The 24,903-nt window shown below is 33.6% G+C and carries 16 protein-coding genes and 1 pseudogene; 3 read left to right on the forward strand and 14 right to left on the reverse strand.

Annotation, left to right across the window (positions count from 1 at the left end; genetic code table 11):
- The first annotated feature begins 674 nt into the window (after positions 1 to 674).
- From EHW90_RS12905 to EHW90_RS12915, 3 genes are all read left to right on the forward strand, one after another.
- Positions 675 to 1,010: a hypothetical protein gene (locus EHW90_RS12905; protein ID WP_124953078.1), complete on the forward strand. Its 336-nt coding sequence runs from the start codon at positions 675 to 677 to the stop codon at positions 1,008 to 1,010.
- Positions 1,011 to 1,136: 126 nt separating this feature from the next.
- The gene (locus EHW90_RS12910; RefSeq protein WP_124953079.1) at positions 1,137 to 1,505 is read left to right on the forward strand and encodes a plasmid mobilization protein; all 369 of its coding nucleotides are present in this window, start codon (positions 1,137 to 1,139) and stop codon (positions 1,503 to 1,505) included.
- Positions 1,505 to 2,875 carry a relaxase/mobilization nuclease domain-containing protein gene (locus EHW90_RS12915; protein WP_124953080.1) on the forward strand — a complete coding sequence of 457 codons (1,371 nt, stop codon included), beginning with the start codon at positions 1,505 to 1,507 and terminating at the stop codon, positions 2,873 to 2,875. The genes EHW90_RS12910 and EHW90_RS12915 overlap by 1 nt, the downstream gene beginning before the upstream one ends.
- A gap of 174 nt (positions 2,876 to 3,049) precedes the next feature.
- Here the strand turns inward: EHW90_RS12915 and EHW90_RS12920 are convergent, their stop codons facing one another.
- The 14 genes and pseudogenes from EHW90_RS12920 to EHW90_RS12975 form a co-directional block, all read right to left on the reverse strand.
- Positions 3,050 to 3,526: a conjugal transfer protein gene (locus tag EHW90_RS12920; protein ID WP_124953081.1), complete on the reverse strand. Its 477-nt coding sequence runs from the start codon at positions 3,524 to 3,526 to the stop codon at positions 3,050 to 3,052.
- 143 nt (positions 3,527 to 3,669) lie between these two features.
- On the reverse strand, positions 3,670 to 4,641 hold the full coding sequence (locus tag EHW90_RS12925; RefSeq protein ID WP_124953082.1) for a single-stranded DNA-binding protein: 972 nt from the start codon (positions 4,639 to 4,641) through the stop codon (positions 3,670 to 3,672).
- Positions 4,642 to 4,753: 112 nt separating this feature from the next.
- Entirely contained in the window at positions 4,754 to 11,515 is a 6,762-nt protein-coding gene (locus EHW90_RS12930) for a helicase-related protein (RefSeq protein ID WP_408610048.1), read from the reverse strand.
- 680 nt (positions 11,516 to 12,195) lie between these two features.
- Positions 12,196 to 12,654 carry a TnpV protein gene (locus tag EHW90_RS13905; protein WP_408610049.1) on the reverse strand — a complete coding sequence of 153 codons (459 nt, stop codon included), beginning with the start codon at positions 12,652 to 12,654 and terminating at the stop codon, positions 12,196 to 12,198.
- Between the two features lie 946 nt (positions 12,655 to 13,600).
- Positions 13,601 to 14,506: pseudogene (locus EHW90_RS13910) on the reverse strand (hypothetical protein); the annotation flags it as partial.
- A complete protein-coding gene (locus tag EHW90_RS12935) occupies positions 14,506 to 15,309 on the reverse strand; it encodes a conjugal transfer protein (RefSeq protein WP_124953083.1) in 804 nt (267 codons plus the stop codon). The gene EHW90_RS12935 and the pseudogene EHW90_RS13910, both read right to left, overlap by 1 nt.
- 33 nt (positions 15,310 to 15,342) lie before the next feature.
- Positions 15,343 to 15,894, reverse strand: coding sequence for an NAD(P)-dependent oxidoreductase (locus EHW90_RS12940; RefSeq protein WP_124953084.1), 552 nt, complete (start codon positions 15,892 to 15,894; stop codon positions 15,343 to 15,345).
- 3 nt (positions 15,895 to 15,897) lie between these two features.
- The gene (locus EHW90_RS12945) at positions 15,898 to 17,619 is read right to left on the reverse strand and encodes a DNA topoisomerase 3 (RefSeq protein WP_124953085.1); all 1,722 of its coding nucleotides are present in this window, start codon (positions 17,617 to 17,619) and stop codon (positions 15,898 to 15,900) included.
- A gap of 143 nt (positions 17,620 to 17,762) precedes the next feature.
- Entirely contained in the window at positions 17,763 to 20,117 is a 2,355-nt protein-coding gene (locus EHW90_RS12950) for a DEAD/DEAH box helicase (RefSeq protein ID WP_124953086.1), read from the reverse strand.
- Positions 20,080 to 20,268: a hypothetical protein gene (locus tag EHW90_RS12955; RefSeq protein WP_124953087.1), complete on the reverse strand. Its 189-nt coding sequence runs from the start codon at positions 20,266 to 20,268 to the stop codon at positions 20,080 to 20,082. The genes EHW90_RS12950 and EHW90_RS12955 overlap by 38 nt, the downstream gene beginning before the upstream one ends.
- Positions 20,269 to 20,378: 110 nt before the next feature.
- Positions 20,379 to 21,257 (reverse strand): hypothetical protein, encoded by an 879-nt coding sequence (locus EHW90_RS12960; RefSeq protein WP_124953088.1) that lies wholly within the window; start codon positions 21,255 to 21,257, stop codon positions 20,379 to 20,381.
- 132 nt (positions 21,258 to 21,389) lie between these two features.
- Entirely contained in the window at positions 21,390 to 22,265 is an 876-nt protein-coding gene (locus EHW90_RS12965; protein ID WP_124953089.1) for a CD1107 family mobile element protein, read from the reverse strand.
- Complete coding sequence (locus EHW90_RS12970; protein WP_124953090.1) at positions 22,246 to 22,542, reverse strand: conjugal transfer protein; 297 nt, start codon at positions 22,540 to 22,542, stop codon at positions 22,246 to 22,248. The genes EHW90_RS12965 and EHW90_RS12970 overlap by 20 nt, the downstream gene beginning before the upstream one ends.
- Positions 22,543 to 22,555: 13 nt before the next feature.
- Positions 22,556 to 24,892 carry a C40 family peptidase gene (locus EHW90_RS12975; protein ID WP_207667065.1) on the reverse strand — a complete coding sequence of 779 codons (2,337 nt, stop codon included), beginning with the start codon at positions 24,890 to 24,892 and terminating at the stop codon, positions 22,556 to 22,558.
- Positions 24,893 to 24,903 lie beyond the last annotated feature (11 nt).

Raw genomic sequence — 24,903 nt, forward strand, 5'->3', positions numbered from 1 at the left:
ATCCTGTATCTCCTTAAATCTATATTTTTTTTAAATAAAATACAAACTCTAAGACTTTATTACGTAACATGTCGGGTAAAAGGAATATAAACAATAGTAAATCCCACAGGATACAATAATTAATTTTATTGTTAGCACAGGAGATAGACTAATATAGAAAAATAACAACGGATAAATATGTTGTTTATCTCTATCGGAGCTAATTCAGCTACCGAGAATATCTATCTTTACTAATAAATACCCCTTAGTTATGACAAAACAACAAATATACTTATATTATTTACAAATTTTTATATTCCTTATCTGACTACGATAGTACCACATATACAGAATATTTTCAAGTTTTTTTAATATAATTTACATCTATATTACAATACATAAAATGGCATTAAAGCTATGGTTAGTTGTACTGATTTTCAGCCATAAACTCTATTAGTAAACTCTATTAGCAAGCACAGTAAGTGCATATGCACTTAAGAAAAAATGGACTTTAGTGTTCCACAATGGAGCTGCTATTTTCGTCCATTTTGCTTGCTGGGGAAATCCCCAAACCCCTGTAAAAAATATAAAATATAAAATATAAAATAAGCAGAAAATCTTTACTTATATTTTATCTTGATTTATAATATAGCTAGTATCAATTATCACACAATATCAAAAAGGAGGAACGGCGTTTGAACATATTTAGAGAACTAAAAAATTTAGCTTTAGAAAAAATAAATGAAGGCAAATTGTCCTATACTTTTGGAGATTTAAATTTTCAATTTTATGAAAGTAATGTGTGTGAATTTAATATTTCTACCATTACAGCAGATTTCCCTGTAATAAAATTTGAAGAAAGAAGCGATGAAATATTTACAGTTGCTGTTGCAGAAAAAAATGGAACTGAGGAAATATTATATGCAAAATCAAAGCAATTCCAAATGGATGACAGTATAACCACTTTATTACGATATTTTGATTATGGAAAAGATATAAATATTGTCGTCGGAGATTTATTAAAGTTGTAAATCAGGAGTTTTCTTGACAAAGAAATATAAAAATAAATGAAACCTGTATATCAAGTTTGTGCTTGATTTTACAGGTTTTTTCTTTTGTAAACTTTTAAATACATCTATGAATTTGGAGGTTATAATATGGCAAACAGAACAAGAAATAACGGAATATACCTTATGCTTTCCGATGATGAACTTAAAATTTTAAACAAAAAATATGAGCTCTCCGGTTGTAAAACTTTGCGTCAGTTTATTATGAAATGCATCCTTGGCAAGGATATTTTTGTATTGGATATGACAGTTTTTAGGGAACTTTCCGCAAGTATAGGTAGAATAACTGGCAGCATAAATCAGATTGCAAAGCGGGTAAATTCCACTGCAGTGATTTATAAAGATGACATCCTTGATATACAGGAGCTACTAAAAAAGCAGGGAAAAGATATTTACTCTCTGCGAAAAAAACTATATGACCTTGGAAATTTAGAAACCATAAATACGGAGGAGATATAATGGCTGTTACAAAGATTCATCCCATAAAAAAAACTTTGCACTTAGCCCTAAACTACATAATGAATGCTGATAAAACTGATGAAAAAATCCTTATTTCCTCTTTTAACTGCAATCCTAAGCTGGCTCATCTTGAGTTTGATCAGACAAAAAGAGAATGTAATTCCAAGGCAAAAATATTGGCAAGGCATTTAATTCAATCTTTTGCTCCCGGAGAAACCACTCCTGAACAGGCACACAAAATAGGTCTTGAACTATGTGAAAAGGTCTTTCAAGGAAAGTATGAGTATGTACTCACTACCCACATAGATAAGGGGCATCTTCATAATCATATTTTATTTAATAATGTAAGTTTTGTAACAGGTAAGGCATATCAAAGCAACAAAAGAAGTTATCATCAAATCAGAACTGTCAGTGATGAGATTTGTAAGGAAAACGGTTTATCTGTCATTGATGAAAACTATAAAAAATTCAAGAACAGATATTCCACAAACGGTAAAAGCTATATTGAATATATGGAATTTAAGAAAGGCGGTTCTTGGAAAAACAAGCTTCACCTTGCTATTGATAAAGCAATTCTAAAATCCGGTACTTACGAAGAGTTTTTAAAAGCAATGGAAGATTTAGGATATGAAATTAAGATTGGAAAGTATCTTTCATTCCGCCATAAAGACAAAAAAGATAGCGGAAGATTTACAAGAGCAAAGGCAAATGTACTTGGAGAAGATTATACAAAAGAGCGAATTAAAGAAAGAATTGAAGATCCGACTAAACAGCAGATTTATAATAAAGAACAGCTTTATGACAAACTCTCTTATAAAAAGCCTGATACTATTGTAAATGTAAAGAACAATGAAAAGGTAAAATCCTCAAAAGGTTATGAAGTGTGGGCAGGTAAACATAACATGAAAACAATGGCTTCATCCTTAAACGAAATGAGAAGATATGGAATAAACACCTATGAAGAACTGGAATTAAAATTAAAGAAGGCAGCCTCAGACAGGCAACAATTATTAGATCGAATAAAGCAAGTTGAACAGGAAATGAAATCCATATATTCTGTGATAGAGAATAAAAACACCCTTTCTAAAAATCAGCTGATCTATGACATGTATATTGAAGATAAAGAAAATATCACCTTTTATGAAGAATACAAGCCACAGATTATTGCCTATGAAATCGCCTTAAAAGAACTTGAAAAATCAGGATACTGTACATTAAGTATTCCGGAACTGTCAGATAAATATGCTGTTTTGGAACAGAAAAAAATTAGCCTTATGGAAGAATACTCCTATCAAAACTTCATGCTCCACGATCTTCAACAAGCAAAGAAAAATACGGATATATACCTTAATAACCATCTGGAAAAATAAAAGAAGGAGACCACTCCTACCTGATTTTTGGTAGAAAGCAGCCTCCTTCTTTATAAGTAACAAAAACATATAGACATAGTGGTAGACTTTTTCTTATAGGCTAATTCAAAACAGTATGATTACCCCCAGTGTTAAATTTTTCTGCAAGATCTGTTTTTTAATAACACTGTTTTCTTATACCTTGTCCATTTCTATAAGATAATCTTCTCTTCTTTTCCATACAACTAAAGAGATTATACCTATTATGATATAGTTTACCACCTGATTGGCTAAATCATTGTTTAAAAGGGGTAGGAAATAAGATTTTTCATTTGTAATAAACCCATTTACCAAAATACAATACACTGTCATAGAGCTGAAGAATGAAATGGCTAAATTAAGAATCTTTCCAATCAACCCAAATTTATCATGAATGAGCTTAAATAAGACAGAATATAGCACTACAGCCACTATTGCTGCTAATATATCCCAAAAATATACTGCATATTCGGATGAAAACTTGATGGAAAAATAATTGTGAGTATAGTACCAACTTGCTATAAATACCGCAAGCTTATCCATTGCAAATAAGCTTATTTTTACAAATGTTGTTCCTACAAACAGGATAACTCCCAAATATAGTATAATTAAGGCTATAAAAATAACAATCATATCATTTCATCCTTTCTACTAAATAATCCTATTTCTTATAATATAACGCCCCTCTCCTTTTTTAGCAAACCCTTATTTTAAGTTTAAAAGAGAATCAAAAAAAACAGGGGAAAGCAACTTATCAGGCTGCAATCCCCCTACTTTTATCTTTCTATCCCTTTTTCACTTTTCATTTTCCCTTGTTCTTGTGATCTGCCATCCGTTTTTTCTTTATAATCATTTAGTTTTTTAAGTGTTGAAACCTTCTCCTTTGTATCTTGAGATTGTCCTCTGGCTTTTAACAGCTTGGCGGAATATACCTTAAAGTTTGTATATTGCTTTCCATTCTTTCCGGTACTAAGCTTTTCTTTTCCTGAAAGCGAAACAAAATCACCTTTTCTAAAGTCCTTTACTGCTTGAACCTGCTCATTATAGGCAAAGCAATTCATAAACTTTACATTCCCCATTCCGTCATTTTGAGCAATAGAAAAGCTTGCCACTCTAAAATCCTGTCCCTCATTTGATCTTAGATCCTTTATTTCAACATCGGCGGTAAGATTACCTTTTATATACTGCTTTTCTTGATCCCCGTTATCTTTCATACCTGTGTTTGCTTTTTCAACATTGTTCTGTGTTGTAGACTTCCTATTCTCACTTACTTTTTGTCCGGTTTGCTCCTGTGTGCCTGCCTCTTTTTGTACCTCTTCCTGCCTCGTATCTTTCATTGTTTCCAATCCTTCATCAATAAAGTCCATAAATCTTTCATCAATCAACCCCATATAAGAGTCATTCATATAGTTGTCATAGGCATTATCAAGTATATCTTCATTATTTATATCTGTTTCCAGTGATATTATTCCCTTGATGAAATCACTATGATTGTATTCCGCCAAGAATGATAGCGTTTCTTTCATACTTTCAAAGCTGTTGTTTTGCATATTTGAAATACTTTTTAAATCATTTGCATATCTTCCGTTTACCCACTCAAACTTACCGTTTTCTTTATTTTCTTTAATTCCTGATGCTATAACAAATTGTTCACCTGTAAATAATACTGCCTGATTTTTCTTTACATCTAATACCGTTGTATGTTCTCCCAGTGCCGTTTTAATAATATCTCCTTTTTTTAAGTTCATAAATTCCTCCATTTCTGTCTTTACACTTTATTTTTCTATTAAGATTGAGAAAAGAGTACCCATAAAAGATACTCTCTTCCCATATTTTCATATGATATTTTTTATCCGGATCCTACCTTGCCTCCTCAAAGTATTCTAATTGATTTTCCCTTGCACCTGTTTGACTGATTTGTTCCTTATACCCGTTTAATTTATCTACTACAGAGTTTCTATCTCTTTTATTAAAATCTCCGATACTTTGTACCTTGCTGTCTCTAAAGTCGGCATCGTACCTGTCCGCTACACCGTCCAAGTCCGTATCTTTTTCTAACGGATCATAAAAATTCCCATCATCATCGATTTCAAGCCCAAGTGCCTCTTTTAACTTTTCTTCATCCACATAAATAAGCTCATTAAAATCCCAAAAACCTATGTTTGCCTTTATCTGCACAAGCTCACTTCTATCACTTGCATCAAGAGGATCATAGGTATACTGAAAGCTGTTAACTAAAGTATTATCAACATAGGTATTCATTTTATAATTGATTAAATCAAGGCTTGTCTGTATTTCATGCTTTTCATCCGGTGTAGTTGTATAAGCAAGCCCTATATCACTTAAATCGGGAAACAAAGTATCAAAATCCTCTATACTATGGTTTTCCTCATACTCCTTATTTAAGAAATGAATCAATTCTTCTTTTACCTCTTCAAGTAACGGATTTTTCCCTTCTGTTACTGCTTCTTTTTGCCCCATATCCAGTAGATTATTTACCTCAGCAAGCCTTAATGTCTTTTCTTTTAGAAGCTGTGCCTGAGAAAATTTCTTCTGAATTTCAAGTTTTGCGGTTTCAAGTTGACTTTCAGTATCATTAAGCTTACCTAAAGTTTGCTCCAGTCTCTCAGGCATTTTATCAAGGACATTATCCATTCTCGTTATATTTCCTATACCATCCGCTCCAAATTCACCATAATGATTCTCTTCGCCTTTTAGATTAAATTTATACTGATTTGAAAAGCTGTCATAGTATGCAAATAAATCAAAGTTTCTGTACTCTCCGATTTTTACTTCTTCCGACTTAAAATCATCCGTCTTTTTTATGCTTTTTATCTTGCTTATCAAAAATTCTCCGGCTTGTCTTTTATCCGTATATTTTTTGCCGTCAAGAATAAGAGAGGTGAATTTTGATACTGCTTCTTTATCCGACTTTTTCTCTGTTTCTATTGAATTTTCCCCTACATTCTCCAAACTTGACTGAATATATACTGCCTTATCTGTATTTTCTTCTCTATATGGCTCTACTGCTTTTATATCTTTTTTCAGATTTTCTATTTTATTTTTTAAATTTTCTATTTCTTTAGGGTAAACCTTTACCACCTTATCCTCAAGTTTATACAGGTTTGACTTGAAGTTGGACTCAAGCATTTTTAACTTAGATACCTCCACATCAAGATCCATCTTCTCACGAATTAAAGGATTACCTGTAGCAAGTGCCTTTATTTCAGCATAATTTAATGTAGCCTCATCCACATCTTCTGCAACTCTTACCGGTGTTTTACTTGTCATTATCTGTGAAATATACTTTTGTTTATTTTCAAGTGTTTGGAAAAGATAAGCATCAAAGGTGTTTTCAGTTACATATCTGAAGATATAAACATCCTTATTTTCATTTCCCTGTCTTACGATTCTTCCGGCTCTTTGAGAAAGATCCGCAGGTCTCCATGGGACATCAAGATCATGAATGGCAATGAGTTTATCTTGTGCATTGGTTCCTGCTCCCATCCTCTGTGTGGAACCTAAAAGCACACGAATTTCTCCTTTCCTTACCTTATCAAAGATAGCATCCTTTTCTCTGTTGTTGTTTGCATTATGGATAAATTCAATTTCCCCTTCAGGGATACCCATTACTATAAGCTTGTTTTTGATATCATCATAAATATTAAACTCGCTTGAGGGTGTAGACATATCACAAAAGACAAGCTGAGCCGACCTTTTATCTGCATATTTATCCCATATGCTGAAGATATTTTTTACACAAGTATTTACCTTGCTGTTCTCATCATCGGGAAGTAAGGGATTTATAAGCCTCTGATCAAGTGCCATCTTCTTTCCGTCATTAGTAATAAGCAGCATATTATCGACAGAGGAATCCACCTGTTTTGCTCGAACCTTATCCGCCCTTTCTGAAAAAGTTTCAAGTATTTGCTTTTGCTCCTCGGTAGGCTTTGTCTTTATGGTTTCAAAATGTGCATTTGGAACGGGAAGATTTAATACATCCGCCGTTTTTATATCCATGAACTGCTTAACCATGTTCATAAGCTCCGGGAGGTTGTAAAACTTTGAAAATCTTGTCTTACTTCTATATCCGTTCCCTTCAGGATTAAGCTCTATTGCCGTAACCGTTTCTCCAAAAGTAGATGCCCACGAATCAAAGTGCTGAAGGTGCATTTTTTTAAGTCCGTCATACTGAAGATACCTTTGCATGGTATAAAGTTCAGCCATACTGTTGCTAACCGGAGTTCCTGTTGCAAAAACAACTCCCTTACCACCTGTTATCTCATCCATATATCTGCACTTCATAAGCATATCACTTGACTTTTGCGAATCCGTTGCACTGATTCCTGAAACATTTCTCATTTTTGAAAACAGGTACAGATTTTTATATGCATGGGCTTCATCCACAAAAAGCTTATCAATTCCCAGTTCCTCAAAGGTTACCACATCATCTTTTTTATAATCATCATTAAGTTTCTTTAATTTTGCTTCCAGACTTTTCTTTGTTTTTTCAAGCTGTTTTACACTAAATCTTTGATCCCTGTCTCTTTTATACTCTCCAATAAATTCCACAATCTCATCGATCTGACTTTTAAGTTCATACTCCTGTCTTTCCTTTGAAATCGGAATTTTCTCAAATTGACTATGTCCGATAATCACCGCATCATAGTCTCCTGTTGCAATCCTACTGCAAAATCTTTTCCGCTTGTCCGGTGTAAAGTCCTTTTCCGTAGCACAAAGTATATTGGCTGCCGGATAAAGCTCGTTAAACTCACGCCCGAACTGTTCCACGATATGATTTGGAACTACAAACATGGCTTTAGAACTCATCCCAAGCCTTTTAGACTCCATCGCAATTCCTATCATCTCAAAGGTCTTTCCCGCCCCTACTTCATGTGCAAGCAGGGTATTCCCTCCAAAAAGTCCCCTTGCTATTGCATCTTTTTGATGTGGTCTAAGCTTAATTTCAGGATTTATTCCATCAAAAGGCAAATGCCTTCCGTCATACTCCCTTAATCGAATGGAATTAAATCTTTCATTATATTTTTTCACCAGTCTGTTTCTTCTGTCCACATCCTCAAAGATCCAGTTTTTAAATTCTTCTTTTATAATTTCCTGTTTACTCCTTGCAAGCATGGTCTCTTTTTGATTTAGAACTGATGTTTTTCTTCCATCCGAATCAATTATCTGGTCATATACTTTAGTATCTCTAAGATTTAGACTATCCTCTATAAGCTTATATGCACTCACTCTGCTTGTTCCATATGTGAAATTAGCCAGGTCGTTATTTTTATCTGTGCTTTTTCCCTCTACCCTATACTCTCCCGTAAAATCAGTATATTTAATATCTATATTCCATCTGTTTGATGCGGAGGTCTTTAACAGATTAAACATAAAGCTCTTATAGTCTTTTTCAGGTATCCATGTAGAACCCATCTTGACAGTTATATCACTTGCTTCAAGAGTTTTCGGCATTACTTCTTCTAACTTTTTCTTTTGATAATTAAGAGCTGATAATTCCTGTTTTAATACCGAAATTTTCTCTGTTATTTCTGATTTATGTGATAATTCTTCCTGCTTGGATCTTCCCCCGTCAATACCCGATTGTAATACCTGAGGCTTATCTAACTCCTCTTTATTTTTATTAACTTCATAATCTATATTTTTTATATATGCGTCTACTACTTCTATTTTCTCTCTGATATTACCTGATAAGTATTCATCTGCACTGACATATTCTCTTGAAAAATCCAATAAATCCAAAGCTGATGAAAAAGGCGTAATATCACTTGGTTCAAAACTGTCAAGATTTAAGAATATCTCTCCTTTTAGCCCTTCTATCAGCTCTTTTCTTATCTTTCCTGTAAGCTCCTCCATATACTCAAAGTTTACATTCCCTTTTTGAGATATAGAAAGAATCAGTGCTTCGCTTAAGCTATCCGTATGTTCAATTACCATAGCTTTTTTAATAGTTCTTTTTGTAAAAATGTCAGACTTACCGATAAAGTTACCCTCTTTATCTAGGTTTTCCAAGGTGGATACTAAAGAGTAGTTGGCATCCTCCTGAAGTAGTCTTTTATTTGCCCTTGAATTAATCAGTCCATATTTATTAGAAAAATCATCATAAAGCTTATTTAATCTCCCCTGTAAGGCTTTTATTTCCTCTTCCGGATAATCTTCCTTTTGATAGGTAATTACTCCTCTTAACGCTTTTTCTATTTCAAGATATGCTCCTATCTTCTCCTCATCAGCTTTATTTAAAAGTAACCTTTGCATAATGGAGTTTTCTCTAAAGAACACCTTATCTTCAATCACTGCATAGGAATAATTTTTAACATTGTCATCAGCCGAAAGTATTTCTGTTTCAAGTTCTTCATTTAACTTCGCCTTTTCATAAGTGCCTTTGATATTTTTAATTGCATCCTCAAGCTGCTCTTTTATTGATTTACTTTCATCTGCAATGCAAGCAAGAGTAGTGCCGAACCTGCCCGGTACTTCCTGCATACTACCAAGTACCATCTGTGGATTATCTACAAAGTATTTGTTATAGCTTAGTCCCTGCCTGTTCTTATCAAGCTTAACCCAGTCCTCATCTATCTTTAACAGCCTGTCTCTTTTCTTTAAGAAAATAATATCACTTGTAACCTCTGTGCCTGCTTCACCTTTAAATGTATTATTCGGCAGTCTTATAGCTCCCAGAAACTCTGCCCGCTCACTTATATATCTTCTTATGTCCTCATTTCTTTTATCCATTGTGCCTGATGAAGTTATAAAAGCAATCACTCCTTTGCTACGCACCTTATCCAGTGTTTTGGCAAAAAAATAATCGTGAATAAGAAAGTTGTTTTTTTCATACTCACGATCGGATACCCTATACTCTCCAAAGGGTACATTTCCTACAGCTATGTCAAAAAGATTATTTGAAAAAGCAGTTTCTTCAAAGCCTTTTACCTGAATATTTGCATTAGGGTATAACTTTTTAGCAATCTGTCCGCTGATACTGTCAAGCTCTATACCGTAAAACTTTGACTTTTGCATTGACTCCGGTAGGTTTCCTATAAACCTTCCCGTTCCCATACTTGGCTCTAAGATATTTCCACTCTCAAATCCCATATCCGATAAAGTATGATAAATAGCATCTATTACTACCTTTGGTGTATAAAAGGCGGTTAGCGTACTTTCTTTAGCAGCCTCATACTCTGACTGTGATAGGTTTTCTTTTAAGAACATCCTTGCCTCCTGCCACTGACCTCCCCGCTCTTCATCAAATACATCTGAAAGACCTCCCCAACCTACATAGCGGCTTAAAATATCCTGCTCTTCTTTACTTGCATTTCTGTTTTCTTTATTAAGTCTCTTTAGTACCTTTATTGCCTCAATGTTGTTTTTTAATCGCTCTGAGGGTGGTAGGACTTCATCTTCTCTTGTTATCCTGTAATTTGCAGGTATAATGTTTTTTGTATGTTCTCTACCTGTATATACATCTTCTTGTTTTAATGTTTCACTTAAAGATTCTTTATTTAAGACAGGTAAAGCTTCTTTATCTACACTTTTCTCCGGTGATTTTTCTTCTGTGGAAAGTATCTCAAAGTCAAGTTCGTTTTCATTTCTAAATGTCAGGATCTCACTTCCTGTAACAAAGCCGCTAAGATACTCTTCATTATCATCCAATTTTATTGTTTTACAGTTTCCATAATCACTTATTTCTGAAATCAGGTATTCCTTTCCTTGATATCTTACCTGCATACCTTCTTTAAAAATCGGCTCATTTACATTTTCTTGTTCATTTGCCTTTTTAATCTGTTCATTTATATAACCTGTAAGAAGTACATTTCTATGGTTATCATCAAGCAAGTAAGAGAGGTTTTGAAGCATTTCATGATAACTTTCATACTCGATTGCACGATTAGAATTAAGCATATATCCATTGTATCTCAGGTTTTGCTTTAGCTGTCTGTTTTTCATATCTAAAACAAGCTCCGCTTCATATCCGACTTTCCCGTCTATGCTGTTCGTTATATGCTCCGGTACTTTTAAGTTTCCTTCATCTACAGTCTTTTTAAGCAAAGTAAATTCTTCATTTTGTGGGTTGAATTGATATTCATCCTCTTTCTTTACTTCCTTAAAAGTCAGAGCAGATATAATCTCATTTTTAGCTCTAAGCTCTGATGCCTTTTTATTTTCTTCTTTTGATTTTGGCTGTTTTTGTACATCGGACACAATATCCTTATTTTCATATCGATCATTCTTTATTAAGTCTTTAATCCTTACTGCCACTTGACTCCAGCTAAGCATAACTTCCGGAGAGTTTCCCTTTTTAAGCCCGATTCCCTTAGCATCATGCCATTCACTGCTTTCCATATTTCCTGATAAAGCATGAGTTCTTCCACCTGTGCCGTACTCATTTTTTAAAAACTCCGCCTGTTCTGAAAGTGTATGATTTTCTCTAAAAAAGTCGGCAATCCGTTTTTCACCTCCTGAAATACCGCTTCCTCTTCTTAAATTTTCATCTATCTCATCTTCTGTGATAAATTCTTTTATCTTTGGTAGTTCAATAAGACCTGAACTAAATTCCTTCCTTGGTATCTCCAAATCATTCAGACTTTTTAAAATCTCTTCCACCTTGTGAAAATGAAATCTTAATATCCCCTTATTTTCCATATAGTCCTGTAAAAATATGCTATATTCTTCTCTAAGCTTATTTCTAAATTCAGGACTTCTAAGCTTTTCTGAAAGTTCTTCGGTTTCGTCAGGAAATCCGTTTTTTTCTGTTCGGTCAAGAACCTGTAGGTAAGCTTCTTTTACATCATCTGCAAAATCTCTTTTTAAGTACCACAATTTTTCTACAAGTTTTTTTCTTTCATAGTAAAAGGCTTCCGCCACCTCTACATTGGTTGCATATTCACCGCTTTCAATAAGTTCTCCTATACGTTTCGCTGCATTACTCCATGATAAAATCTGCATCGGATTTGTTTTTGATGAAATATCATTGGATAAGTAAACTCCTTCTTTATCATACCATGCACAAACCTTATTCCCGGCTACCTCATAACCGTTTCCACCTCTAAAGCTGCTTTGAAGGAAATCAGCTAATTCTTCTATACTTTTTCCCTTAGAATACTCAGCCAAAATCTTTAATCTTAGGTCTTCTTCATTTCCTCCATAAATTAAAACCGTATCTACTTCTTTTTGCTGTAAGGGCAAGTTAAATCGCACCTGACCGCCCTCATTCCCGGCAAAAGAAAAGGAAGTCTTTTCAACTTCCCTTTCAATATTTCTGATATTTAGTCGTGAATCACTTTCTATGCCCAGACTATCTGTTCCAATACCATCCTTGTAAGTGTCATATCGAGATTTTTCTTCAGTCCCATATATTTCAGAAAATCCTCCGACTTCAGTTCGTTTGTCAGCCCCCAGATTTGCATCATTTTCGGCTCTTCCTTCTCCAAAAACTCCTGTGCCTGTTCCTCTATATTTAGAAGATGCTCCATCAGTGTCTCTTTGTAATACATACTCTGATACTGATTCTCCCTGTTCTCCTTCAGGAATTTGAGCCTCTCCCTGCCAAATCTGTTCAGTCTGCTCTGATCTACTATCTTTGGCATCTTTATATTCGGTATCAAAACTTCCTCTCCATCTTCCATCTTCTCCAAACTGTATGTTCCCCCCTGTTTCTCGAACAGATTCTCTTTGACTATCGGGGTGTGGGTTTCTTCCTCCAAAAGATATTCCCTGTTCGCCAGTATTACTGTTTCTCTCATCAGCCAAGCCTCCTTTATTTTCTTCTATCTCATTATTTATTGCTCCGGTATTTTCACTGCTATCATTTACATTATAATGCTCCTTGTCGGTCTTTGTCTGCTCTTTTATCTCTATTTCTTTAAGTTTTTCTCTCTCACCTATCCTCCCTATTTCTCTTCCGATAGCTATAAGCATTTCTTTAGAAATTAAAGATATTTCTCCAAGAAGGCTGTCAATATCCTGTCCATGCTTAATACCTGATACGGTTTCCAGTTTGCCCTCATCAACAGGAATACCTATATCCATTCTTTGTGCAAGTGAAACCTTTATGGATTCTGTGATAAATTGCATCAATTCTACTTTGGTATAACTCTTAAGCGTATCATCCGTCATCATATCAAAGATGGTATATATCTTTTTCCTAACATATAAATCTATAAGTGCGGTTATCTTTTCTTCCTGTGAAAAAAGTAGCCTGCTGTTTCTTTCTTTAAAGCTGTCAATCAGTGAATCTACAGCTAAAGTATGCTTCTCAGGTTCATATTTCCACAGTTTTACTTCATTGATCTTATTTCCTATACTGACTGTTTGACTGACATCAAATACATACTTTACCTTTGGTATGCTTCTACTTAAATCAAGAATCGGTATTCCCTTTTCTCCTCTTTTTACACTTCTTCCAAGCTTTTTCCAAAAATCATACTCCGCACAGGCAGTTGCTCTCTTGTAGGTACTGTAAATACTTAACTGGTGCATATATGAGTATTTATAGTTATTTCCCATTGTCTTTAGAAAATCTTTGTAGGCACTTACATCCCTTCTGATTTCCTCTAAAGAGTGAGATAAAATATCACTGATTTTTTCAGTTGAATATCTTGGCATCTTTCCCTCCTTCTTATTTTCAGTCTCTTCTTGTTTTACATTATTTATAATATCGGCCTTTTCTTTATTCCAATCATAAAACTTTCTTATGCCGTTCATTGCCCTGTCTGCAATATAGTGTATATAGTCCGTACTTCCTCGCCTTTTATACCACTTATTTCTTTTAAGCCCGCTATTTTCCATAAGGCTGATTGACTTTTCCACATCTGAGGTGTAATAAAGCAACCTCCCAAGCATAAAAAAATCAGCCTCAGACCGGCTGTTAAAATAGTTTTGATAATTCCCGTTATATATTTGTCTTAGATCTTCTCCGCTATAGTTAAAGTATCTCCTATTAAAAAGTATGTTTAGAATATCATCTTGTGAAAATCTGTTTTTATCAGCCAAACTGCTTGGACTTAAATTAATCCTACCGACTTTGGATTCCCCATAATCTATCCTTGACATATATGTTTTATAAAGTGGCAACAGCTCCTGATTGATATTTACTATTTTACTTCTGTCTTTATCCTTTAATATATTCCCGGTTATCGTAAAAAATCTGTCCCTGTCATAAATTTCAAGGTTTTTATATCGCTTCCTTTCTCCCGGTACTTTACCCTTTCCTATAAAATGCAGTCCTGTTTTTGACGGAGAGATTTCCGCATAGGTGGAAATCCCTCTTAGAAAATCTGCTGTCATGGAAGCGGCATTTAAGTCCATACTGTATTCCATTATCTCATCACTTACCTTATCTATATCAATTCCTATATACCCGTCCCCTAAGAAAAATCCCAAGCCGGTTTCTTGATTTTTACATAAAGTATCCATGCAATCATCAAAACTGTGCCAAGTTTTTCTATCATTTGACTTGGCAGGTTTTCCATTTGGCATAATAGGCATTTTTGTGTTTTTTCCGTCTCTTACAATGATTTTATAAAGGCACCATCTTTTCTCTTGCTTTAATTCATCAGGAATATTTTTATATTTGATAAGGTCGGCTTCTTTCATTATATTTCCATTCTCTTATCCTTTTTTACTGTCTTTTCTCCTTTCCCATTTTCTTCCTGCCTGATCTTTTGCTGATTTTCTTTAAGTGTTTTTAATACGGAAGGTTTTCTTTCCATACTTTTAGGCTTTTTCTCATTGCTTTTTTGAATGTTTGTACCTTGCCTTTCACCTCCATTTCTCACAGCTGTTTTTTCACTTGTCTTAATGTCTTTATTTTCATTATCCGATTGACTAATCTCTTCCTTATTTCCCTTATTTAACTTTTCCTCATCCTTTTGTATCTCTTTAGATAAGGTATCCAGTTTTTCAAGGCAGTTATTAAGCTTCTTTTGCTGCTCTTTTATGAAACTTTGCATTGAGTTTACAAGTCCCTTTACAATTCCTATTTTCATCTCAACAAACTTTTCCTGTGCCTTCGTAAGGTTATAGGTAAGCTGATGTTTCATACTGTCATAAAGGTGCTTAATACTTCCTACCGCCTTTTCCTGAAGATTAATAAGAGATTTCCCTACTGCCCTAATATCCTTGGCAATAAGGGAGCTAAGGCTTATATTATCCATTTCATTAAGTCTTTTGATCTCCGCCTTAAGACCTGTTATTTCATCTTTAAGTGCCTTTAACTCTTCAATATTTACATCAAAGTCATTATTTTTTAGCTCTTCTTTAAGCTCCCCGGCAATTTTAAGCTGTGTATCCGTATTATCTTCTAAAAAGTCGGCTGTTTTTGTATATTCTTTTTTGATCTCATTTATAACTTCCTTGGTCTGTTCTTCCTGTCTTTGAATGTTTTTATTATCGTTCATTTCGTCCTCCTTAAATTCTGTTCTTTATTGTTTTTATAAGATCCATTGTAGTTGCGTAATTCCTGTATAACCTACTTCCCATATAAACCATGCAAATGCAATGGCATTGCTTTTATACTTTTCAAACTCGGCATTTTTAGCACAGTTAAGTCTTTTGGAAAATACATATACCTTTTTTATAGGATATTTTTTAAATAACTCATATCTTTTTTGTCCCTCCAAAAATGCTAAGCGAAAAAGCATTGCTATTTTTACTTTCGGGGCAGATATTTCAAGGGCGTGTTTTAGAAATTTATCCGCACAAAAATAAGGCGGATTGGTTACTATGTCTAAGGTATTTTCCTTAATCGTAAAAAAATCCACCTCTCTTTTGCTTCCATATCCTCTGTAACAAATATCCTCCGCTTTTACCCTGTATCCATGCTCTACCAGTACTTTTCCAATATGCCCCTGACCGCAGGCAGGCTCATATATTGTTTCTCTGAAATTTTCTCTTATTAAAAGCTCCTTTGTTGCTCTTTTATCTGTGGCATAAAAATCCAAGACCTCTCTGTCTTTACCAAGTTTCATCAATGTATCAAACATAGATTATCTTCCCTGATACTTGGCAATAGTTTCTTTTATCTCGGTTTCAACACACGATAAAAATGCTTCATTTGATGCTTTACCCAGTGCTATATCAGACAAGTTCATTTCCCACTTGGCTGTTGTTTTAGCTGACTTAAAGTTATCCTCCACTATCTCTATAAGAGCTTTTCCTTTTTTGGTTGCAATAAGATTTTTCTTATCTCTTTCTATGAAATCCTTGGAAATTAAATTTTCTATAATACCTGCTCTTGTTGCCGGTGTTCCAAGTCCCCTTCGCTCAACCTCAATTCCCTTTTGCAGTGCATCATTACCTGCAATCTCCATAGCCTTAAGAAGAGTATCCTCTGTAAAATGCTTTGGTGGTATCGTATATTTTTCTTTTATCTCTTTATCCTTGATTTTAAGTACATCTCCCACATTTATATCAGGTAATACAACATCTTCATTTTTCTTTGAACCGTACTGTTTAAGATATTTGGTAAAACCTTCATCTGTAATGACCTTACCGCTTACCTTAAATTCAAATATATCACCCTGACTTTCATATACCGCAACAATCTTTGTTATATTTTCAATTAAGGGATAGCCTGTACTTGCATGGAGTTTATTTAAGATAAGGTTATATATTTTTCTTTCACTTTCAGGAATTGTGGACATATCTTCCTCTAAAGAACTTACTGTAGGTATGATTGCATGGTGATCCGTTACCTTAGCTGAGTTAAAAATAACTTTAATTCTCTCCGTATCAAAGTCATTTTTACCAAGTATGTTATTTATCGTATTTATAATCATATCTTCCGAAAGATATCGGCTGTCCGTCCTGGGATATGTAATCATTTTCTTTTCATAAAGGCTTTGTGCATAGTCAAGTGTCTGTTTTGCACTGTATCCGAAGTACTTGTTACATTCTCTTTGAAGTGTTGTAAGATCAAACGGCAAGTCAGGTTTTGTAAGCTTTTCCTTTTTCTCCACATTTCTTACTGTGATTGTATTTCCTACCACATTTACTAAATCTTCTACAATTTCAAGGCTGTCTATTCTGTCTGTTGAAAGAGTAAAACCGGTAAAATAAAGCTCACCTATATAATATTTTTCTTTCTTAAAAGCTGTTATTTCATCATCTCTTTTTACTATCATGGCAAGCGTGGGTGTTTGTACTCTTCCAACAGAATAATTTTGATTGTAAATAAGGGAATACAGCCTGCTCATGTTCATGCCGACAAGCCAATCCGCCTTACTTCTGGCAAGAGCTGATTGGTATAGATCTTCATACTCTTTTCCCTCTTTTAGCTGCTTAAAGCCTTCTTTAATTGCCACATCTTCCATTGATGAGATCCAAAGTCTTTTGATATTCTTTTTACAACCTGCCTGCTCATACACAAGCCTAAAGATCAACTCTCCCTCACGCCCTGCATCACAGGCATTAATAACAGCCTCAATCTCTTTAGAGTTCATCAGCTTTTTAAGAGTGTTAAACTGCCCCCTAGTTGCCTTTAAAACCTCATACTTATACTCACCCGGAATAATCGGTAAATCCTCCAAGCTCCACTTGCCATACTTTTCATCATAAGCTGAAGGACTTGCCATCTGTATTAAATGTCCCACACACCAACTTACAATATATCCACCTCCTTCATAGTATCCGTCCTGTCTGCCGGTTGCACCGATTACCTTTGCAATACTCATTGCGACACTCGGCTTTTCACATATCACTAAATTCATTTATAAATCCTCCTTTTTTTGCATGAAAAAAGGCAATCCGAGTTTTTCCTTCTGATTGCCTTTTGGTTTTTGGTGTTTAATTGTTCAAAAATATAATTTTGGCTTAAATCTATTACGGTTTACTTTCATGTGATTTTACCCCTTTAACTCTTTCTCTCAAACTTAACTGTATACATATTAACAATATCATCTTTTCTAAGCTTATATATATGCAGCAATTCATTAATTTTATTTATATCATTGATATTCCCGTTATGACACAAAGTACTATAAAAATCACGTAGATTCTTTCTAAAAAATGTCAGTTCTTTCTCAGTCATAACTCTCATATTTTCATTTGGAGAAGCAACTATATCAACAAATTTAGATGGGTGAACAATTATTGGTATACATTCATTTGGGTATACATAATTCTCCTTAAACCAATGAACCGATCCTGATAATTGATTACAATAATCTTTCTTTATTGTTTGAGTAGTAGCCTCCGTCTTACATTCAATTACCAAATACTTACTTGAATCAATAGCCCATAAATTATCTGGTCCATATCCTCCAGTTTCTTTGTCTGGTCTCGAACATACAAAACCAAGAGATACCCCAACTTGATTTAGTGCTTCCTCAAATTTCTCATATTCACTCTCCATACATAAATTTGACAAAATTCCGTCTATATATACTAATAATTCATTTAACCCAAGCTTTCTTGCAGATATATTTGTGCTAATAGCTTGTGCTTGCGGAATTGTATTAATTGTTCTTTTATACTGTATACCTCTAATAGGTGAAAGAATAGCTGCACTTAAATTCTTTCCAACTGTTAATATTTCTTGAGCAAGAACAGGGTCTGTTTTATTTGTATATTCAGCCTGAATCTGACATAAATATCCTTTTGTTCTTTTGTCATCCTCTTTATCCTTAACCATTTTAATAGTTTCTGCAGCATCAATCCATTGCATATTTATGGATTTTTCAAAAGCTTTTCTTTGAGCAACTATCCTTTCATCTACCCTCGCCTCATTTGAATACTTAACCGTGGCTAAACTCTCCTTGCAAGTTTTTATCCATTCTGGATTTTTTTCTAAAGAATAATTTGCAAGTTCAAATATCTGATCAATTGTTGGCTTTGAACCTGTTTCACTCACTAATAAATCCCATAATTGTTTTGAAAGATCATATTGACATTTCGTAGCCGCACTAAAATAATCTATTCCCTTACCTCTTGATAACACATCTGAAAGTTCATCCCCCATAAGAACAACACAACATTCATCATCATTAAAACGCACTCCTCGTCCCATACCTTGTTCAATTCTTTGAACTTGCTCTCGTAGCAGAATAGTACTTTGAGGAGCTACACTTTGAATATATCTATCTTTAATACTATTTAAAGGCGGAAGTCCATCAATGACCAACATTCTACAAGCATCACCTGGCAAATCAATCCCATCATATCTATTAACAAAAATCACTTTTCCTAAATGAACACCGCTTTTTAATTTATTAACTACTTTATCTATATTATCTTTTGTCGCTGTTCGTTCCCTTTGTTCATCCCAAAATTCCGCTCTAGAAAAAGAAGGCACAAGTATCACTACATTATATTTTTTAGCTATTTCCTCAACTTTTTTCTTTATCTCAACTTCTGATATCTCGCTGTTTATATGCTTAGGAAAGATAACTAATCTATCTCCAATATCATTAGCATTTTCTGGTGTGATAATATTTTTCATATCCCCTATATCTAATCCAAGTGCAGAAATAAACACACTATCATCGGCTAGTGTTGCACTCATATATATACGTCTACTTGCATCTTCAAGACTAGATATATTATATAAATCAATTCCTTTAGGAGATATTTCAATCGTAGAAGCTGTAATTATACAATCACATGTATCCAAACTTCTCTCTAGCAATGGTAGTCCAAAGTATATTTCGCTATTATCCTTATTATTATATTTCTTTAATATTCTATAAACATTGTCTTGCTGTCTTTGCCATTCCCAATATGGAACCAGTATATTTTTTCGACAATCTTTCATTTCAACAACATCAATGTAACTCTTTGGATTATAATCTCTTAATGACGAACTAAATATAGCTATTAGTTCCCTATATGCATCCGTTCCAGCATTAATTCTTATCATAAATTGGTCAGTAATTTTATCCATACATGCATGAACATCATCAATAATAATACTTCCTATTGGATAATTCCCACACTCTCTCATCCCAAAATAACTATGACCATTTACAATAGTCTGAATAGAGGTAACAAGAATTGCTTTTGAGTTTGAATAGTTATAATCATCTTTGTCCGCTGTTACAAAAATTCCTAATCTCTTAGCTTCATCAATAACCTGCATAACCAAGTAATTATCAGGTACCACATATATAGCTGGTCCTTTTCCCTCGTTTAAACAACTCTGAAGCATAATTAACCCAACTACTGTTTTTCCACTACCCGTATTCATTTTCAAAATTACATTTTTTTTCATTTCTTACATCAAACCATTTTTTCCATACCTCACTTTGAACATCCCGAGGATACCCGTACCCCATTGCTTTTGAAGGTAATGTCATAAAAATCTCTCTAGGCTCAATCGTTTTTGTCTTTGAACTAGAATTAAGTTTTGATAAAAGATTCATTGTATACTCCTTGAATTTTAAATTATAGTATATTTACAATTATTGTACCTCAAATACTAAGTATAGTATTTTTTTATTTACTTAAAATCTTTAGCTCTAGTTTCTTCTCTTCACATAAGCTTACAACACTCATTATACGACATCAAAATTTCGGAAATATTTTCTTTAGAACAGAGTATAACCTCTGTATCTACCTGAAGAAAATAGTATACAGCTTTACATTTATTGAAGAATTTTCTATCTACAGTAAATAACTTATCTGCTTTTGTTGCATATATTGCATGTGAAACATCATGAATTCCTGAAATCGTTGTATCCTCTTTTTTTTCTGCATTATAGCCATTTATATTTAGTATACGAAATAGTATCTCTATTATAAATTCTAATACCTTATGAGAATCCTTTATTTTAGAATACATCCCTGAGTATATCTTTAAATCTTCCGGTAAGTCTTTATCTACACCGCACAATTTAAAAACCGAATTTTCATACCTGTTATTATGTTTTTTTATAATATCTTTCATATTAGTATTTAATTGACTTATTGCATTAACCATATCCTCATACTCCCAAATTTTGTCAAATTCAATATTAGAGATATTTTGATATTTTTTCTCTTTATCACAAAGTTCTTTGTAATGCTCTTTGTCTACTTTATACTTATGTTTACCATCAATCTCTATCCTTTGAGTTGTATCATATTTTACTATACGTTCATAGCAAATAAAAGGCGATTCTTTTTTAATTATTATACTTGTCATAGATGGCAAATACTCCATATCATTAGTAAATTTAGAAATTTGCGAAAGAATATTTTTTTTATTTTCTAAATAATTACTATCCCCTTTTTTTAATGCCTTATAAACTTCTTCAATATGGGCTGGGCTATAACAAAAGTTCACAGACTTTTTTAATAAGTCTACTGCTGAAACTATTGATTTATCTATTAATGAGTAAATATAAATATTATGATCCAGATAAAAATCCATAATAAATCTCCTTTTAATTTGATGTTTCTTATAGATAATAGCTTATCTATGATTAGTAAATACTTTTATATTTGTATCTATAAATATCATACTATATATGAATAAAAAATGCACTATATTCTTTATCCTTTTCTACTCATCATCATCTTCCTCATAAGCATCTATTGCCATATCATCAACTTCTTCCTGCTCCGTTTCCTCTTGTATTTCTTCCGGTTCTTCTATATTATCCTCGCTTTCATAATCATCCTCAAGTTCATTATAGTCTTCATCCTCACTTTCTTCCTGTTTTTTCTTATAAATCTTAAAATAATATCCTGCTCCGGCAACTGCCATAACAAGCAATCCTAAAAATATATAAAGTCCTCCTCCTTTACCTTCTTCCTTCTTTTTAGGCTCTTCCTTTACCGGTTCTTCTTTTGTTACTTTTGTTGGTGGCGGTACCTCTTCTATCTTTTTTACTTCCTCTTTAGGTTTTTCTTTTGCTTCAACCATATTTAATAAATCATCTTCGCTTACTTCTGTAAGCAGCATGACATTTTGTCCTTCTTCATCATAATTAATGATTAGATGAAAGGTCTTTCCGGACTTTGTTTTAAATGTAATGAACTGTCTGGCATCGGCAAAATATTTACCACTTTCATCCCCCGTATTTTCTCCATGATAAATAGGATAGCTTTGATTAGCATTATTTACATTTTCTATAAGATCCGCCTTGGCACTGCCCTCTGCTGTAGGAATACCTTTATTTATACCATCACTTTGGCTACCTAACTGATTATCACTTGGAGGCTCTTTTGCATCCAGTTTATTCGGAAAGCGTACTTCCCTTTCTTCTTTATTATCTTTACTTGCTGTTTCCTTAATTGCCTCAGTTTCTATTTCACTTTCATTAACCTGTGCAAAAATATATGTAGGGTAAACATTCCCTATAATAAACATCACAAGTAGGCAAATAACTCCTACCAATCTTTTCACCCTGTTCTTTTTAGATTTCATTTCCTTCATTTGTATCCTCCATGATTTTTTCTCTGTTTTCCTCTACTCCTTTAGAATTTTCCGGCTCTTTCATTTTCTTTTCACTTTGCCTTTCCTTTTTGTAATTTCTCATCATTTCTAAAAACTCATCAAGTGAAATATCAATGCTTCTATATTCTTTTAGAACCTCGACTTGCTCCATTTCCTCCTGCTCTTCTTTAAGTATTTCCTGCCTCAGCCTAAGTTCTTCTATTTTTTCTTCTATTGCCTTTTGATTTTCGATATTCTTTTGATACTTTTTATTCAACTTCTTCCTCCTGTTATTTAACTCTACCGAAACCATAGAAATGTTCTATCCAGTAAGGTGTATTTATACTTACAAAACGAATAGGATTGCCTGCATGTATCATCATTCCGTCTCCTGCATAGATACCTACATGGGATATCGGACTATTGCTGTTATAAGTGTTTTTAAAGAAGATAATATCCCCCGCCTTTGCTTCACTTGGAGATACAGGATTACAATAAGTTTTATAAATCCCCCAAGCAGTGGTTCTTGGCATATTTTTAACTCCTGAATGCGTAAAACTCCAGCATACAAAGGACGAACAATCAAAGTTATTCGGTCCGTTTGCTCCAAATACATATTTTTTACCTATATGTTTCTCCGCTTCGTTAAACAATGCCTTAACCGTTACATCATCAAAGGCAATTCCCGGATTTGAAAAGTCGGGATTGTTTATAATCTCTGATAAGTTCCCGTTACCACTTCCAAAAACAAGCTCCATATTACCTTTACTTGAAAGCAGTGCTTCATAGTGGGCTAAATTGTTGGGATAAGAATTAAATACTTCTCTTATGATATCGTCCATTTCTCTTTTTTCTAAGTTTACAATGAGTTTTTTATATTCATAAGCTTCTTCATGGCTTTCTGTCTGCTCATTCCCTGCTTCATCAATATAGCTTGATGTAACGGTTTTATATCTGATTTCAATTTCTTCATTATAGGTCAATGTATACATTTGATTAAACAGCTGTTGTATTTCTCCGGCTATTTCAGATATTTCTTTTACCACACCATAGCGGGAAGTGATGTATGAGAGCAACTCATGGACATTATGACTGATTTTTTCTTTCCCGTTTATTATATATTCATCATATCCCGGATGTGTCTCTTCTACGCTTTCCATTTCCTCTTGCAGTCCTTGCTCCAAGGAAGAAAATTCCTGATTGATATTCCTTAAGGTATCTTCTGAGGAAAGATAGGTTGTAGAAACGGTATCACTGATTGTTCCCGTTCCTATATCCATCACCATGCTTCCTACCTGAAAGAGCATAAAAAATGTCCCTACCACCAAAAGTATTAGGAACATTATCTTTTTACTTCTTTCTTTTATAAATTCTGCAAACCTTTTACTTCCCTTTGCTAAGGATTTTTTAAGCCCGTTCTTTATCCTTTCTTTGTATTTCTTTTGAAGTTGCTTTTTATACTGCCTCCTTTTAAAAAACTGTCTTAACCTTGAAGTGTTTTGATACTCACTACTTTTCTTAAATTCTTCCATATTTTTCTTGAAAAACAGCTTTTTTTCCTGATTTTCAATATCTTTTTCAAGCCTTACTACCCTTTTTTGTCTTTTTGATGCCCTACCTTTTCCATGATTGTGGGCTTTTCTTGCAAGACTTTCTATGCCGTCTGTCGTCTTATGAGCGGCGCTGACACCGGCATTGTCCTCTTGTCCACTTTCAAGATACCTGTTTACCGCTCCTACTACAACTATTGCACTCTTAGAAGATATGCCGTCTTTACCTTTATTTTTAAGTTTCTTTTCAAAGCTTTGCTTTTTATGCTGAAGCTTTAAAATCTTCTTTTCCTGTTTTCTAAATTTATCATTGGCTTTTTTTGAATATTCTTTAGGCTTAGGCTTTGAATTATCCGCTATTTCTCCTTTATTATCGTTTTTTTCTTTTACACCATCATTTGTGTTTAGAGGTTTTTTCTTATTCTTAGTCCTTGTAAATTCTTCATCTTCAAAGTTACTTTTAAAATATTTCTTTGGACGATCTTTTAAGCTTAAATCTTCTTTGTCATGGTTTTCTTGCAAAATTTTCTTATATCTTTTCCTATTTGCTTTTACTTTATTTTTAGGCTTATCAGAATATGCGTTTACAGTTTTTTCTTTGTATCTTTGTTCCTTGGCTGATACCTTTTGTAAAGCTTTATCATCCCTAAAGCCCATATCACACTGATTAGAAGCTATATTTTTATCCGTATCTTTAGATAATTCTTCATAGGTTTCTTTTTCTTTCTGATGAAATCTGCCTATCTGTTTTTGCCTGACCTTTTTATTCTTTTTTGGCTCAAGAAAAGATTTATTTTGACTTATCTTTCCCTTACCCGGTATCTCATAAGAATCCCTACCTTTATTTAAGTTATTTAAGTCCTTATATTTATCCTCTATATCCGTATGATTTATAAATGTTTTCTTAGATGAAGATGTCTTTACTTCAGTCGGCATATCATCTTTAATAAGAACACCCTGATTTTGAACATCTTCTTTTTTATAACCGGATTGACTTTCAGATAAAAAAGACTGTATCTCTTGATTTAAAGGCTTTTCTCTACTGTTTTTATACCTTATATTCTTTTTCTTTCTCAAGTTTTTTACCT

Origin of the sequence: Lachnoanaerobaculum orale (assembly GCF_003862485.1) — a bacterium.
Taxonomy (GTDB): domain Bacteria; phylum Bacillota; class Clostridia; order Lachnospirales; family Lachnospiraceae; genus Lachnoanaerobaculum; species Lachnoanaerobaculum orale.

What these genes read in the sequence shown, in the direction of transcription:
- EHW90_RS12910 (WP_124953079.1), top strand. Translation starts at nt 1,137, where the DNA reads ATGGCAAACAGAACAAGAAATAACGGAATATACCTTATGCTTTCCGAT.
- EHW90_RS12915 (WP_124953080.1), top strand. Translation starts at nt 1,505, where the DNA reads ATGGCTGTTACAAAGATTCATCCCATAAAAAAAACTTTGCACTTAGCC.
- EHW90_RS12920 (WP_124953081.1), bottom strand. Translation starts at nt 3,526, where the DNA reads ATGATTGTTATTTTTATAGCCTTAATTATACTATATTTGGGAGTTATC.
- EHW90_RS12925 (WP_124953082.1), bottom strand. Translation starts at nt 4,641, where the DNA reads ATGAACTTAAAAAAAGGAGATATTATTAAAACGGCACTGGGAGAACAT.
- EHW90_RS13905 (WP_408610049.1), bottom strand. Translation starts at nt 12,654, where the DNA reads ATGAGAGAAACAGTAATACTGGCGAACAGGGAATATCTTTTGGAGGAA.
- EHW90_RS12935 (WP_124953083.1), bottom strand. Translation starts at nt 15,309, where the DNA reads ATGAACGATAATAAAAACATTCAAAGACAGGAAGAACAGACCAAGGAA.
- EHW90_RS12940 (WP_124953084.1), bottom strand. Translation starts at nt 15,894, where the DNA reads ATGTTTGATACATTGATGAAACTTGGTAAAGACAGAGAGGTCTTGGAT.
- EHW90_RS12945 (WP_124953085.1), bottom strand. Translation starts at nt 17,619, where the DNA reads ATGAATTTAGTGATATGTGAAAAGCCGAGTGTCGCAATGAGTATTGCA.
- EHW90_RS12950 (WP_124953086.1), bottom strand. Translation starts at nt 20,117, where the DNA reads ATGAAAAAAAATGTAATTTTGAAAATGAATACGGGTAGTGGAAAAACA.
- EHW90_RS12955 (WP_124953087.1), bottom strand. Translation starts at nt 20,268, where the DNA reads ATGAATCTTTTATCAAAACTTAATTCTAGTTCAAAGACAAAAACGATT.
- EHW90_RS12960 (WP_124953088.1), bottom strand. Translation starts at nt 21,257, where the DNA reads ATGGATTTTTATCTGGATCATAATATTTATATTTACTCATTAATAGAT.
- EHW90_RS12965 (WP_124953089.1), bottom strand. Translation starts at nt 22,265, where the DNA reads ATGAAGGAAATGAAATCTAAAAAGAACAGGGTGAAAAGATTGGTAGGA.